The 14434-nt window shown below is 54.1% G+C and carries 16 protein-coding genes; 7 read left to right on the top strand and 9 right to left on the bottom strand.

Annotation, left to right across the window (positions count from 1 at the left end):
- Positions 1 to 7 precede the first annotated feature (7 nt).
- From AC6I8W_RS23180 to AC6I8W_RS23165, 4 genes are all read left to right on the top strand, one after another.
- Positions 8 to 727, top strand: a complete 720-nt coding sequence (locus tag AC6I8W_RS23180; protein ID WP_497833035.1) for an ABC transporter permease — start codon at positions 8 to 10, stop codon at positions 725 to 727.
- Positions 728 to 736: 9 nt separating this feature from the next.
- On the top strand, positions 737 to 1420 hold the full coding sequence (locus tag AC6I8W_RS23175; RefSeq protein ID WP_013511215.1) for an ABC transporter permease: 684 nt from the start codon (positions 737 to 739) through the stop codon (positions 1418 to 1420).
- A complete protein-coding gene (locus AC6I8W_RS23170; RefSeq protein WP_013511216.1) occupies positions 1420 to 2196 on the top strand; it encodes an ABC transporter ATP-binding protein in 777 nt (258 codons plus the stop codon). Before AC6I8W_RS23175 ends, AC6I8W_RS23170 begins: the two co-directional genes overlap by 1 nt.
- Before the next feature lie 351 nt (positions 2197 to 2547).
- Complete coding sequence (locus AC6I8W_RS23165; RefSeq protein ID WP_497838468.1) at positions 2548 to 2943, top strand: response regulator transcription factor; 396 nt, start codon at positions 2548 to 2550, stop codon at positions 2941 to 2943.
- Between the two features lie 2 nt (positions 2944 to 2945).
- On the opposite strand, the gene AC6I8W_RS23160 is transcribed toward AC6I8W_RS23165, so the two are convergent.
- The 3 genes from AC6I8W_RS23160 to AC6I8W_RS23150 form a co-directional block, all read right to left on the bottom strand.
- Positions 2946 to 3725 carry a molybdate ABC transporter permease subunit gene (locus AC6I8W_RS23160; RefSeq protein ID WP_497838467.1) on the bottom strand — a complete coding sequence of 260 codons (780 nt, stop codon included), beginning with the start codon at positions 3723 to 3725 and terminating at the stop codon, positions 2946 to 2948.
- Positions 3722 to 4648, bottom strand: a complete 927-nt coding sequence (locus tag AC6I8W_RS23155) for an extracellular solute-binding protein (protein WP_497838466.1) — start codon at positions 4646 to 4648, stop codon at positions 3722 to 3724. Before AC6I8W_RS23155 ends, AC6I8W_RS23160 begins: the two co-directional genes overlap by 4 nt.
- A gap of 113 nt (positions 4649 to 4761) precedes the next feature.
- Positions 4762 to 5322: a DsbA family protein gene (locus AC6I8W_RS23150; RefSeq protein ID WP_497838465.1), complete on the bottom strand. Its 561-nt coding sequence runs from the start codon at positions 5320 to 5322 to the stop codon at positions 4762 to 4764.
- A gap of 287 nt (positions 5323 to 5609) precedes the next feature.
- Between AC6I8W_RS23150 and AC6I8W_RS23145 the strand changes: the two genes are divergently transcribed.
- Complete coding sequence (locus tag AC6I8W_RS23145) at positions 5610 to 5879, top strand: hypothetical protein (RefSeq protein WP_497838464.1); 270 nt, start codon at positions 5610 to 5612, stop codon at positions 5877 to 5879.
- Between the two features lie 121 nt (positions 5880 to 6000).
- Positions 6001 to 7017: an NADPH-dependent aldehyde reductase Ahr gene (ahr, locus tag AC6I8W_RS23140; RefSeq protein WP_497838463.1), complete on the top strand. Its 1017-nt coding sequence runs from the start codon at positions 6001 to 6003 to the stop codon at positions 7015 to 7017.
- A 439-nt stretch (positions 7018 to 7456) separates the two neighbouring features.
- On the opposite strand, the gene AC6I8W_RS23135 is transcribed toward ahr, so the two are convergent.
- From AC6I8W_RS23135 to AC6I8W_RS23115, 5 genes are all read right to left on the bottom strand, one after another.
- Positions 7457 to 8296 (bottom strand): RHS repeat domain-containing protein, encoded by an 840-nt coding sequence (locus AC6I8W_RS23135; RefSeq protein WP_497838462.1) that lies wholly within the window; start codon positions 8294 to 8296, stop codon positions 7457 to 7459.
- A 150-nt stretch (positions 8297 to 8446) separates the two neighbouring features.
- Entirely contained in the window at positions 8447 to 8680 is a 234-nt protein-coding gene (locus AC6I8W_RS23130) for a DUF2534 family protein (protein ID WP_497838461.1), read from the bottom strand.
- Positions 8635 to 9918: an RHS repeat domain-containing protein gene (locus tag AC6I8W_RS23125; RefSeq protein ID WP_497838460.1), complete on the bottom strand. Its 1284-nt coding sequence runs from the start codon at positions 9916 to 9918 to the stop codon at positions 8635 to 8637. The genes AC6I8W_RS23130 and AC6I8W_RS23125 overlap by 46 nt, the downstream gene beginning before the upstream one ends.
- A gap of 151 nt (positions 9919 to 10069) precedes the next feature.
- Positions 10070 to 11788 carry a DUF2534 family protein gene (locus AC6I8W_RS23120; RefSeq protein ID WP_497838459.1) on the bottom strand — a complete coding sequence of 573 codons (1719 nt, stop codon included), beginning with the start codon at positions 11786 to 11788 and terminating at the stop codon, positions 10070 to 10072.
- 65 nt (positions 11789 to 11853) lie between these two features.
- Positions 11854 to 12252, bottom strand: coding sequence for a DUF2946 domain-containing protein (locus tag AC6I8W_RS23115; protein ID WP_497838458.1), 399 nt, complete (start codon positions 12250 to 12252; stop codon positions 11854 to 11856).
- Positions 12253 to 12431: 179 nt separating this feature from the next.
- On the opposite strand from AC6I8W_RS23115, the gene AC6I8W_RS23110 reads away from it, so the two are divergent.
- Entirely contained in the window at positions 12432 to 13373 is a 942-nt protein-coding gene (locus AC6I8W_RS23110) for a D-2-hydroxyacid dehydrogenase (protein ID WP_497838457.1), read from the top strand.
- Between the two features lie 9 nt (positions 13374 to 13382).
- Here AC6I8W_RS23110 and glsB read toward each other — a convergent pair whose 3' ends face one another.
- Positions 13383 to 14306 (bottom strand): glutaminase B, encoded by a 924-nt coding sequence (gene glsB, locus AC6I8W_RS23105; RefSeq protein ID WP_497838456.1) that lies wholly within the window; start codon positions 14304 to 14306, stop codon positions 13383 to 13385.
- Between the last annotated feature and the right edge of the window lie 128 nt (positions 14307 to 14434).

Here is a 14434-nt window from a genome sequence, read left to right as displayed (position 1 = left end):
GACGCTTATGACTATCGACTGGCAACTGTTAGGGTTTGGTGACGAAGGCTGGGGCGGCGTGCTGCTCAATGCCGCCACTGTCACCGTGACCGTTTCTCTCTGCGCCTGGCTGCTGGGCGCAATTCTTGGCAGCCTGTTGTGCTGGATGCAGATTGGTGGATCGCGCTGGCAGCAAAAGCTGGCGGGTGGTTACATCACGCTGTTTCGCGGTGTGCCGGAACTGTTGGTGATTTACCTGTTTTACTTTGGTGGCCGCCAGGTGGTGGCTTTCTTTGGTGAAATACTGGATATTGCCGGTCCATACGATGTGAACGGCTTTGTCGCCGGGGCCATCGCCATCGGTCTGATCTCCGGTGCCTATCAAAGCGGCGTGTTTCGCGGTGCGTATCACGCCATCCCGAAAGGAACACTGGAAGCGGCCACCGTCACCGGTATGGGGCGTTTGATGATGTTTCGCCGTATGATCGTGCCGCAGGCGCTGAAAACGGCGCTACCCGGCATGGGCAACCAGTGGCAATCCGTAATTAAAGAGTCGGCTCTGGTCTCGGTCACCGGTCTGGTGGAAACCATGAACCAGATTTCGACGGCCTCCAATTCCACCCAAATGCCGTTCTTCTTCTACAGCGTGGGTGCGGTGATTTACCTGATCATCACTACCTGTTCCGATTTTGTCTTCCGCTATGTGGAAAAAGTGGCCATGCGCGGGCAACAACGCGCCCGGTTGTAAGGAGGCCCGATGGATTTTTCCTTTTTGCAGCACACCCTGGTGGCGCTGCTGCGCGGATTACCGCTCACACTGAATCTTGCCGTACTGTCGCTGGTGGGGGGCGGTATGCTGGCGCTGCTGTTAAATCTGCTGCGCCAGAACCGGGCGGGTAGTTATGTGGCACGCTTTTACGTCTGGCTGTTTCGCGGTACGCCGTTGCTGATCCAGATTTTTATGATCTACTACGGACTCGGTAGCTTACCGGCGGTGCGTGAAAGTATTTTTTGGCCGCTGCTACGTGATCCTTACTGGTGCGGCCTGATCGCGCTGATTCTCAATGATGCGGCTTATACCTCGGAAATCCTGCGTGGTGGTCTGAATGCGGTGAGCGTGCAATCGCTGGAGGCGGCGAAGGTGTGTGGCATGTCGCGCTTCACCACCCTGCGGCGTATCACGTTGCCGATTGCCATCCGTCAGGCACTGCCGGCGTATAGCAATGAAATCATTTCGATGATCAAATCGACTTCACTGGTCAGTACCATCAGCCTGATGGAGATGACCGGGATTGCCGATTCGATTGTTTCCGAGACCTTCCGTGCGCTGGAGGTGTTTCTCAGCGCGGCGATTATTTACCTGCTGCTGACCGTGCTGGTGAGCAAAGGTGTGGCGCTGCTGGAGCGCCGTTTGTCCCCTTACTACGCTGGAGCACGTTAATGAGCAAACCGACTATCGCCCTGAGCCATCTCAGAAAAAGTTACGGTGGCCATGAAGTGCTGCACGACATCAGCCTGACAGCGCAGGACGGCGACGTGATTTCGCTGATTGGTGCCAGCGGCTCGGGCAAAAGTACCTTGTTGCGCTGTATCCCGTTCCTCGAAGTGCCACAAGGTGGCGAGATTGCGGTGGGTGATGAGTTGGTCACCATCGATAACCCGCATGAAAAGCTGAATCGCGAGCAGCGCCGAAGCATCAAGCTGATGCGCATGCAGCTCGGTTTTGTCTTCCAGAGCTTCAACCTGTGGCCGCATAAAACCGTGTTGCAGAACATCATGGAAGCGCCGGTCCATGTGCAGAAGCGCAGCCACAAAGAGGCGCTGGAGGAGGCCGAAGCGTTGTTGCATAAGGTCGGCTTGTACGAGAAACGCAACGCCTGGCCGTCGCAGCTTTCAGGTGGTCAGCAGCAGCGTGTGGCGATTGCCCGTGCGCTGGCGCAACAGCCCAAGGCGATTCTGTTCGATGAACCCACTTCAGCACTGGATCCGGAACTGGTGGGCGAAGTGCTGCGCGTGATCCGTGGTCTGGCAGAAGAGGGGCGTACGATGATTATCGTGACCCATGAAATGGGTTTTGCCCGCGATGTCTCCAACAAAGCGGTATTTCTGCATCAGGGCAAAATCGAGGAATCTGGCTCACCGCAGCAGGTTTTCAGCGATCCGATCTCGCCGCGTTGCAAAGCCTTTGTCAGCAGCCATCTGCACCGCAACAGTTAAATCCGTTGATGATGCCCTCAGTGCAGGGAGGGCATTTTTCCCCGCACCTGACCTTCCTGTTGTCTGAAAAATTTCGTTATAAAAAAAAGCGACACTTATCTCATCAGCGCAGCGCTGAAATAACGCGACCACTGTAGTACTGGAGTCTGCGGTCAACATGTCCATTATTGTTGGCGCAAGGCGAAGTCACTGTTTTTTATGGTGGAACTATTATTCCGTCATGTGATGGTCACGACAAAAAACTAAGCGTGACGGCAGGTTGTTTATCAGGTGGAGATGCGGCTACGCGCAGACTATTATCAGCCCTCGCGGCGCGAGATTAGGCTGATATTTCAACTGCGGGGTAGTTTGATGAGTTCAATAATCTGGCTGGTGGATGACGATACGCCGTTACGCGAATCCATCGCGTTTCTGTTAAAAACGCTCGGTTACGATGTGGTGGATTTTGCTGAACTCGGCGGATTTGAAGCCTGTACACCGGAACCTGATGCAGAACCTTTTTCGGGTTGTCTGCTACTTGATGTGCCGCTCGCAGATTTTAATGGCCCCGGCTGGCTGGAAGAGAATAAGCAACGGCATCCGTTGCTGCCGGTTATCATGATGGCCGATCATGCTATCCCGGAAGCTTATCGACAGGACGCTTTTGCGGCCTTTACCAAACCTTTGGATGTTGAGCAGTTGCTGGAAAGTATCAAACAGGCGATGGCGGAGAGCGCCCGGCGTGTTGAGTGTTGGCGCTCGGGGTGAAGTTACACCAGCACGTTTTTTCCGTGTTGCAAACGCCGCGAAGTGACAAAACACAACAGCGGCACCGGCAAAGTAAAAAACAGCAACAACCACAACAGCACATATACCGCGTCGACGCCGTCATTTTGCAGGTTGTTATACAACTGCACCGGCATTCCCTGGGGGAAGTAGGCAAATATCATCACAATGCCAAATTCGCCCATCGCTCGCACCCAGGCGAGGGCGGTGGCAGAGGCCAGGCCCGGCGCAGCGATGGGGACAGAAAGCCGCCAGAAACGCTGCCAGGGGCGTGCGCCGAGGGTGCGTCCCGCTTCCAGAATCTCTTTTGGCACGCCCGCGAAGGCGGAACGCGCGGCGGTGACAAAGTAGGGAAGAGCGCCATACCATTGCGCCAGCACAAAGGCAGCTGGGTTATTCACCAGCGTCATGCCAAAGCGTCCCAGCAGTTCGCCTGGAAGGCTATATGGCCCGTAAGCGCTGACCAGTAAAATCCCCATTGCCAGTGGAGGCGTCAGTAGCGGGATCAACACCAATAACTCCACCAGCAGGCGCGCTTTGCCACGCGCCTGTGACAGCCACCAGGCCACCGGCAAACCGCTGATAAAAATCAGCAGCAGAGCTACCGCGCCAAGGCTGAGCGAGGTGGCGATAGCATGGCTATCACCCCATGCCAGCCGCAGATGTTGCCAGTGTGTCACACCAATCAGTGTGACGAATGGCACTGCCAGCAGCAGCAAGGCAGGGAGTGAGAGCCACAGTGCGGTGGGCTGGCGTTTTCTCATTGCTGGTACAAGGCTCCACCTTTCGGTGCGGCATAGCCGTTCTGTTTGAACAGCGCCTGGCCTGGTTGGCTCAGCATAAAGTTGACAAAGGCTTTACCGGCTGCGGTCCCATTCGGAGCATTTTTCAATACGGCAGCGTAGTACACCATCGGCTGGGTATGCAGCGTTTTATCGTTGCCCTGGCTGTCTTTTACCTGGAAGCTGACGGTGTCATACCATTGTTTGGCCTGGTCAGGATTACTCAGGTTGATCTCATCCGGCAGCGCAATGTAAGGCAGATGGGCAGAGATCACCTCGCTTTCGTAACCGGCTGCGGCATCCACCTGGCCGCTTTCCAGACGCGCCAGCAGGCCGCCTTCCAGATGGGTTTGTGCCGGATTCTGGACACCACCCATGATTTTTTCTGCCATGCCGGGCTGATGGTAATACTTCTCGGCCAGCAGCAGGGTAAACACGATGTTCTGGCCTTTTGGATCGTTAATCGGATCGGTACGGCCAAACTTCAGACCCGGTGTCGCCAACACTTTCAGCCAGCTGGCATCGCTGCCTTTGGCCTGCGCAAACTGCTGAGCATATTTCCCTTTCGGGCTATAGGCGATCACCATGCTGGTACTGGCGACCGGTACGGCGGTATCAATCAGTCCGGCATCTTTCAGGATCTGCATGGGTCCTGGGGTGATAGAAACAAACACATCGGCGGTGATTTTTTTACTCGCCAACAAGCGCGCCATGCCGTAAGCACCCTGGCCTTGTCCCTGATAGTTGCCGTTGTTCTCTTTAGCAAAGGCTGGACCTAAAGCCTGGTCCATCACTTTACCCATCGACCCGGCGTAGGTGACACGAATGTCGGTATTCGCCAGAGCATTGAGACTAAGACTCGCGCCTGCGGTGAGCAGTAACGCGCTGAGTAGTTTATGTTGCATTCCATTTCTCGCTATATAATTAGGTAAATAACGATTAACAGGATAACCTTTTCAGGGCAAGGGATAAACTATTGCGAAATATAGCGAAAGGCCCGATGACACGGGCCTCGGAGTCAAGCAAGGATGCGTTTTGCCCAGGATTCGATCTCATCACCACTGCCAATATCCGCCTGTACCAATCCGTTGACGATAAAGGTCGGGGAAACGTGGATGCCGTTCTGGCGCGAATACTTGCTATGCCATTTGATTTCATTCTGCAATTCGGCACGGTCAAAGGGGACGCGGGCATTTACGCCGCTGTACTGCTCCAGACGATCGATGATCTGATTCGGCGTGGCGTCCATATTCGGCCCGCGCGCATGATCGGTGAACTCAAACTCTTCACGGTGGTCGGCCACTGCTTTCAGCACCGCTTTGGCGGCGGCTTTTCCTTCCGGTAACGTCGATGCCGCCAGGATGTAGCGTACAATCAGGCCCGAGTACATATGCCAGGGTTGTGATTGCAAACGGATTTTCAACGTCATCCGATCTTCGCCGACCAGACTGAGCAAGGCATCGAATTTATTGAATGCGCGAACGGAATACGGGCAGGTGGGTTCGAGAAACACTTCAAACACCTTCGGGCCGTGGCCCCACACCAGTGGATCGGCATGTAATGCGGTTGACTGACTCATCGTAACTCCCTTGGGTTAGAAAAAGTTTTCCTACTTTGACAAAGCGTTGCGGTGGCGACCAGCACAAGCTAAGGCTTTTTTGTTACAAAGCCATTCGCTTACGGCATAATCCGTACCAAAGAAAAATCAGGTTACAGATCCGAGAGCTATAAAATTGTCAGGCACTGCGCCGTCTGCGAGTGAAATAACCAACTATAGTTATTTTACTTTTTGCTGTCTTCAGACGCCGCGTTCGCCGCGCCTTTTTACTCACTTGCCCGGAGCCGATAGATAAAAAGAGGTTTACTGTGTTTGCCGAAATTTCCTGGAAAAACATCCATCAGGTCATCAGTCAAACGATCGCGGAGATGGTGGATGAGCAGCAAACGCTGGATGTGTTAACCCTGCGTGGGCGGTTAAGGGAAATGGCCGAAAATGAAAGCGATGAAGAGATGGTGCTGTGTTACTGGCAGGCGATGAAGGTGCTGACGCAGTTGCCACCTACGGTGACGGCCAGTCAGTTGATCGAGGCAGCGCGTCACGCTTTCCGCAGTCCGATCAACCATGACCCGCTTTAACCCTACGTGCTTTTCGCAACAGCAGCAGCAGGTGCTGGCGTAATCGCATGATTATTCGGCATAAAAATGGGTGCGGGTTTGATAGACTCCTGTCATCAGAGACCAACCACTGAGGACAGCGATGAAAATTACGAGCTATGCCGCCATGCAGGCGGGTGAGGCACTGGTGCCGTACGAATACGATGCCGGCTCACTGGCTGCGGAAGATGTGCAGGTAGAGGTAGATTATTGCGGCGTCTGCCATTCTGATCTGTCGATGATTGATAACGAGTGGGGTGGTTCGACCTATCCGTTGATTGCCGGTCACGAAGTGATTGGCCGCGTGGTGGCGATGGGAGAGTCTGCGCAGCATAAAGGTCTGCGTCTCGGGCAGCGTGTCGGCATCGGCTGGACGGCGAAAAGCTGCCAGCACTGCGATGCCTGTATCAATGGCGATCAGGTTAACTGCGAGAATGGGAAAGTCTCCACCATCAATAACCACGGCGGTTTCGCCAGCCATCTGCGTGCCAACTGGCAATGGGTGATCCCGCTGCCGGATGCGCTGGACATCGCCACCGCCGGTCCGTTGCTGTGCGGCGGCATCACCGTGTTCAAACCGTTGCTGATGAATAACATCACCGCCACCAGCCGTGTCGGCGTGATTGGTATTGGTGGCCTTGGCCATATGGCGATCAAATTGCTGCGCGCGATGGGTGCCGAAGTCACCGCCTTCAGTTCCTCTGCCGCGAAAACCGAATCTATTCTGGCGATGGGTGCTGACCGTGTGGTCAACAGCCGTGATCCCGACGCACTGAAAGCGCTGGCGGGGCAGTTCGATCTGATTATCAGCACTGTCGCGGTGGATCTGGATTGGGCACCGTATTTCCAGGCGCTGGCGCGTCAGGGCAAGTTCCACACCGTGGGCGCAGTGATGAAGCCGTTCGAAGTCCCGGCGTTCAGCCTGATTGTCGGCGACCGTGCGGTCACCGGTTCATCTACCGGTTCGCCGGGACAGCTGCGTGCGCTGCTGAAGCTGGCATCGCGCGCTGATATCGCGCCAACCGTGGAAGAATTCCCGATGTCGCAGGTGAATCAGGCGCTCGATCACGTTCGCGCTGGTAAGGCAAATTATCGCGTGGTGTTGAAGGCGGATTTTTAACGATTAATGCATAACGCAAGCAGCGCGATTTTTCGCGTTGCTTGCGTTATATAAGGTTATGGATGCGCCTTAATTTGATGTCGTTTCAAGGAACGATTGTCAAAATATGTATTACCACAATTCAGGCAGAGCAATTTTTTTCGCTCTTGATGTATTTTCTCGTGACGGTGCAAATTATTAACTGTTCTGAAAAATTTTCCGCATCCTACAAATGAACAAGGCAATTCACATTGAGTTGTGTGAGTGAGTTTATGTCGAGTTAACAGGTAATTTTCAGCAAATCGCTTATTACAATTTTTCCAGTCACAGCGAAAGTTCTTATCACCATGAACTCTTCTTTGATGCTCTCTAAGCGTCTGCTTTAAATGGTATTTTTTGTTGCACCCAGTTTCTGTACACGTATACAGGAGTCTCCCATGTTCAACACTTTCATGACAATTCAGTGCATGTTGAGATGGAAAAGAGGCTGTACATTTCCTGCAATTGTAATTAGCCTTTTTTCGATGATCGCATTTCCGGAAATACCTGACAAAGATGTTGTGGCAAGGAGGGTGCTCAGGTCTGATACTTCTTGCAGCTGCAATTGCGCATTTGATGTTTCTGGATGCATTGCGTCGGTAGATGAGACGGTTGGCCTAAATTCCATCGGTTCAGATGCGAATACCTGTTGCTGCTGCATGTTTTGCAATCTTACGAACATATCTTCATGTTCTGAAGCATTAAGTGCCTTAGTTAGCCACCTGCCCATCCTCCCATCCCGATCAAATAAGGTCACAGGATTATTGCTCACCATGCGGAACAGATTCAGCCCGTCAATGGTTCCCGCCGGGTCGCTATTTAGCCAACGTATCTGCCACGGGGCGTAGTAGCGCCAGCCATAAGCAATCAACCCGGTCGCATCACGTTCTTTACCTGCGTAGCGCTGGAATTTTATCTCTGCGCCCGCCGCACTCCCGGTTAACCAACTGGCGGTGCCGCCAAAGGGATACCAGGTTTCCTGGCTGATCCGAGCACCCTGTGCATCCGTTACCATGCTGATATTGCCGAGGCGATCGCACAGGTTAAAATGCGCCCGTGCATCACGTCCTTCCTGATAAATACGGTAGTTCCCGGCCATCAGCACCTGTAGCCGTGGTGCCTTTCTGGTGCCGGTGGTGGACATGCGGATCTCCAGACCTTGCAGATAACGTACCTGCTGCTGTAAATGGCGGGTGTGGTGACGTTTTAAACTGCGCTCGCCGGGTGCGGCATAGCGGTAACATTCCTGATTCTGTGACATACATTTTCTCCTGGTGAAAAAGCCGCAAACGTAAATCATCAGGAGTCTGTTAAATATCCGGGGGTGCGTTTGGCACACTCGGTAGCGGCGCGATTTATTGCGCTTGTTTTTAAACCCGCGCGAAAATCACGCCGCTATGTCTGTTTCAGCTTATCTCTGCGAATCGTCCTTCTCGCCGAGGAACCAATACCACAACGGAATTGACATCAGCGCGGTAAACACCGTGGTGTACAGCGCAATCATAAAGCCCTGCGTCAGATACATCGCCACCGACCAGCGTCCGAACGGGATGCCGTATTGGTCAATCACGCCGCTGTGCCTAAGAGTACAGGCGTAAATCACCTGGGTTGCCCGAGCCCGGACGAGGAAGGACGAAAAGGACAATTTCTGTGTTGATGGCGTGTAAGATTACCTTTGTTCTTGAAGACAGCATTACACTCCAGGCAGAGCAATTTTTCCTGCTCCTGATGTGTTTTAGCGTGAATTTTTAAACTAACAGGTGTGGTGTAATACTTATTGCATCCAGGATGTGAACAAAGAAGCTTTTCACGGGCAGCGTGTATTTTTTTATGGTTTGTTAAATAAGCTTGATTGGTAAACCGACTGTCGCATGATGGCCAGTCGCAGGCAAACGCCTTTTCTCCATGTACAATTATTTTATGTTTATTCAATTTAGATTTGGTGTCGAATTTCTTACCGCATCCAGCCTGTGAGCACAGGTGACCTTCCGTCGGGTGTTCCATTCTTCCATGATTACGTAAGGCACTTAGTGCTGAAAAAGATTCGGCACAGTGGCTACAAACATACTTGTTCTTAACCACCGTGGCTGTCTGTTCTGAAGACGTTGACTGGGACGTGTCGTCAGTGAGATCGATCACAGCGGGTAATTCTGCTTGAGGTGGCTCTATGGTTAAGGCATTTCTAAGGATCGGGTAATGTAGGGCATTGTCGACAGTGACAGCATTGGTTCCTGACGTTGGTGGTCCCGGCTCTGGTGCTGTTTCAATTAGTGGTTCGAGAGTTTGCTGTCTGGCAGGCATATCTTCAAAGAATGATTGTTTTATATCTTTTAATAACAAATCATCTTCCATCCTTCCGTCCCGATCAAACATGGTAATGGGATTATTGCTCACCATACGGAACAGATTCAGCCCATCAATAGTTCCCCCAGGATCGCTATTCAGCCAACGCATCTGCCACGGGGCGTAGTAGCGCCAGCCATAAGCAATCAACCCGGTCGCATCACGTTCTTTACCTGCGTAGCGCTGGAATTTTATCTCTGCGCCCGCCGCACTCCCGGTTAACCAACTGGCGGTGCCGCCAAAGGGATACCAGGTTTCCTGGCTGATCCGAGCACCCTGTGCATCCGTTACCATGCTGATATTGCCGAGGCGATCGCACAGGTTAAAATGCGCCCGTGCATCACGTCCTTCCTGATAAATACGGTAGTTCCCGGCCATCAGCACCTGTAGTCGTGGTGCCTTTCTGGTGCCGGTGGTGGATGTGCGGATTTCCAGACTTTGCAGATAGCGTACCTGTAGCTGTTGGTGACGAGTGTGGTGGATTTTTATACTGCGTTGGCCGGGCGTGGCGTAGTGATAACATTCCTGACTCTGCGACATAGGTTTTCTCCTGATAAAAAAGCAGGAAATGTAAATCAACAGGAGTCTGTTAAATAGATTGAGAGCGCTTTAGTACATTCGGTAGCGACGCGATTTATCGCGCTTGTTTTCAAACCTACGCGATAAATCGTGCCGCGACCTCAGGTTCTGGTTATCCCTGGGAATCGTCCTTCTCGCCAAGGAACCAATACCACAATGGGATCGACATCAGCGCGGTAAACACCGTGGTGTACAGCGCAATCATAAAGCCCTGGGTCAGATACATCGCCAGCGACCAATGCCCAAACGGAATGCCGTATTGATCAATCACCCCGCCGATAATGGCATTGCTGATCACTGTCCCCACGATCAGCGCCAGCACGCACAGCCCACACAGGAAATGGCGCATCTCCTTGCGCTTCACCGCAAATCGCGCACGAATGATGCCCAGCGGTGATTGTTGCGAAGCCAGCAACGCTGATTGATCAACCGGTAACCGCTGTTGTTTACGCCAGCGCAGAATATCGACCAGCAAAAAGGCCAGCAGGCTTAACCCCATCACCGGCAACGCATAACCGAGCGACAGCGCCAGCAGCAGGCAGGCACCTTTTACATAATGCGGCAACACCAGCCAGGCGGCGGTGAGGGTTTGGGCCGGGCTGGCATCCGCCTGCTGTGGGCGGCGCAGCCACCACATGCGATAACCCAGCACAATCATGGTGCACAACCCCAGGCCAAACGCCGCTAACAGCAGCTGATTCGCCAGACCAAACAGCACACCCATATGCGCATCCACGCCCCAGCGCGTCAGTTTGGCGACCAGTGGGAAACGATCAAACCAGACATGATCGACAATGGTGAAGTTCTCTGGATTCACCGACACCGCATCTACCTGGGTCGGCCAGCTGCGATCGATTTCACTCACCGTCCAGGCTTTACCGGCGCTTTTCGGCTGACGCAGTTCAACTTTGGCCGCCGAGATACCGTCAGCACGTGCGGCGTTCAGCACTCGGTCCCAGTCAGCATCAGCCGGGTTTACCGGCCCCTGTTTTGCGGGCATGGTCATGCTCGACATATCCATCCCCGGCATACTTTGATGGTCTGCATGGGGATCGGCGGGCATCACGGGTTCATCGCTATTCAGTGCGGTATTCACCTGCGGCGTTAGCCAGTTCAGTTCTGTACGCCAGCGATCGATATTGCCACCCGCCCATTGTGACCAGGTCAGCCCGGTTATCGAGAAAAACACCAAACCCAGCAGCAATGTCAGGCCGAGAGTGATATGCCAGTGGCGGCTGAAGGCAAAACGACCTCGCGGCGCTTTCGCCTTGCGACGCGGTCGTGTACCCAGCCACAACAGCACGCCGCCTACTGCGGCGACCCACAACCAAGATGCAGCCAGCTCGCTGTAGTTGCGCCCGAAATCGCCCAATAACAGGCTGCTGTGCAGCAGATCAAGGGTGGTACGTAGCGGCAATACGCCACTGGTGCCGTACACCGTCATATCGCCGGTCACTTTCAGGGTGTAGGGATCGATAAACACCGAACGCGACTGCGAAGCACCCAACGCAGGATCGCTGAACTGTACCCGCGTCGTGTCGCTGGCACCCGGTGCCGGGCGTACCGCATAGATACGTATATTCTCCCCGGCATAAGCACGGGCAGCCGCAATTTGCGCCGACAATGGCTGGGCTGTGCCGTCAGCTTGCACATTGAGCGCATCCTTATACAGCAAGTTTTCCAGTTGCGGTGTCAGCACATATAAGGTGCCGCTCAGGGCGGCAACAAAGATAAACGGGGCGACAAACAGGCCAATGTAAAAATGTAAGCGGCGTAGCAGATTAAGCACCGCGCCGCGCGGTGCCGCAGAGTGAACAGCAGACAAAGCCATCTTCCTTCCGATAAAAAAGAATGCTTAAGCGTCATCCTCGCGGATGCGCTGCGGATCAAATCGTATCAGCAGAAAAGAGATACTGGCGGTGCCCGTGCTCGGTGGATGCTCGTTTGGCGGCGGATTACCGGGGTGATAAGGCAGGGGAGAGGAGGCGCGCGGGAGATTACCAGCATCAACCAGATGAAGGGGATAAATACCCACATCATCAGCGGCACATGCACCAGCAGGTCACAATAGCCGCAGGCGAATTCACCGTCGTCCATCATGTGGTGATCCATACCCGGCATCGCCATATCCGGCATGGCAGCATGGTCCATCGGCATATCAGCCATCATGCTGTGCATATGGTTTTGTCGTTCCAGCAGCGTTTTCGACACCACCGGCGCGACAAACAGCAGCAACACCGCCACGATGGCGATGCAGGCGGTCAGGCGCTGACGAAGTGTGGCTGAAAACATCATGGCTAAAACGGAGGTGACTGATTAAATTGGGCAGAAGTGTAACGCGATTACCCAGGAAGGGTTAAAAAAACTGGGGTCATTTAAGGAAAAATTCGCACCTTTTGAAAATAGTCACTTAACAGGCAGCTTTTGTTAACCTGAATGCAACTTCAACAGATCACTACGGAAACAATAAAGCGATGAAGATAGTAACCCTTGACGGCGATACTCTGCCGCATGCGCCACAACGCCCGCAATGGTGCACTGACTGGCATTATCGTGGCACCACCTCGCTGGCGGAGATTGTTCACGTGTTAAAGGATGCGGAGATGGTGATCACCAACAAGGTGCCGCTACGACAGGATACACTGCGCCAGCTGCCGGCGTTGCGTTACGTTTGCGTCGCGGCAACCGGCTATGACTGCATCGATCTGGCGGCGTGTCGCGAGCGTGGCGTGGTGGTGAGCAATGTGCCCGGTTACTCGACGCGCAGCGTGGCGGAAGGGGTGATGGCATTTTTGTTTGCTCTGCGGCGTCATCTGGTGGACTACGTCACCAGCACGCGCAGCGCCTGGCCTGTCTCACAGCATTTTTGTGTGCATCGTCAGCCGATTCAGGATATCTATGGCGCGACGCTCGGCATCATCGGCAAGGGTGATATTGGCCGAGCAGTGGGGGAGATGGCACAGGCGTTGGGGATGAAGGTGCTGTACGCCGATCGGCAGGGGAGTCGTGAAATCCGTCCCGGATATACCCCATTCGAGCAGGTGCTGGCCCAGAGTGATGTCCTGACGCTGCACTGCCCACTCACGCCAGAGACAAAGCAGCTTATCAACCTGGCGGCGCTGGCGCAGATGAAGCCATCTGCATGGCTGATCAATACCGCGCGTGGCGCGCTGATTAACGAAACTGATCTGGCCCACGCGTTGCGTCAGGGGGTGATAGCGGGTGCGGCACTGGATGTATTGAGCTGTGAGCCACCGGCCGCTGACCATCCCTTGTTGCAAGCGGATGTGCCGAACTTGCTGCTGACCCCGCATATCGCCTGGGCCAGCCAACAGGGCGTCGCCAACCTGCTGCGCGGCATTGAAAGCAATCTTGACAGTTTCTGGAGTGGGACGGCGCGGAATGTGGTGAGTTAAGGGCCTGATCTAAAAAATCGATCGCCCCAGCCGCTCCGTCAGTTTCTCCAGCATCACCGTTCCGGCCAGTGAGTTGCCCGAGCTATCCAGCGCGGGTGACCACACGGCGATACACATTTCGCCGGGGATCACCGCCACGATGCCGCCACCCACACCTGACTTAGCAGGCATCCCAACGCGCCAGGCAAACTCACCGGCACCGTCATACATGCCGCTGGTCATCATCAGGGCATTCACCTGGCGGGCATGGCGCGGGGAAATCACCGTGACATCATCCCCCAGACTCTGCCCATGATTGGCCAGATAGAAAAAGGTGCGCGCCAGCTCGTTGCAACTCATCGCCAGTGAGCAGTAGTGGAAATAGGTCTCCATCACTTTGCTGACATCATTGTGGAAATTGCCGAAGGATTTCATCAACCAGGCAATCGCCGCATTGCGCGCCGAATGTTCATACTCGGAACGTGCCACCACCCGGTCATAGTTGATGTCATTTTGCTGTGCCAGACGGCGCACAATCTCCAGCATGCGCAGGCGCGGCGCGGTCAGACGGCTCTCCAGCAGGTCACACATCACCAGCGCCCCGGCATTAATAAATGGGTTACGCGGTTTGCCCTGTTCCAGCTCCAGCTGTACCAGCGAGTTAAATGCCTGGCCCGAGGGTTCTTTGCCGACGCGCTGCCAGATCTCCGGTTCGTCATACAATGTCAGCGCTACCGTCAGTGACAGCACCTTTGAGATCGACTGAATGGAAAAACGGGTATCAGCATCCCCGGCCAGATAATGGCTGCCATCGGCGGCATAAATAGCCATCCCCAGTTGATCGGGCGAGATGTCAGCCAGCGCGGGAATATAGTCCGCAACTTTTCCCTGGCGGGTAAGTGGCCGTACTTCTTCAATAATTTCTTCCAGCAATGCGTTACTGAGTTCTGACACCGTGATGCTCCGTGCATAGCCATTCTGGGCGGGGATGATCGGGATTTATGTGCTGAACGTCAATTGGTGCAACAAAAAACTGTGAGCAATCAGGGTGTAGCCTGCGTTACAGTGCAGCATATTTGCAG

This window comes from Pantoea sp. X-Soil-TKNS-1211 (assembly GCF_059730495.1).
The sequence above is the reverse complement of the archived record's forward strand: the minus strand, read 5'-3'. Positions and strand labels throughout refer to the sequence as shown.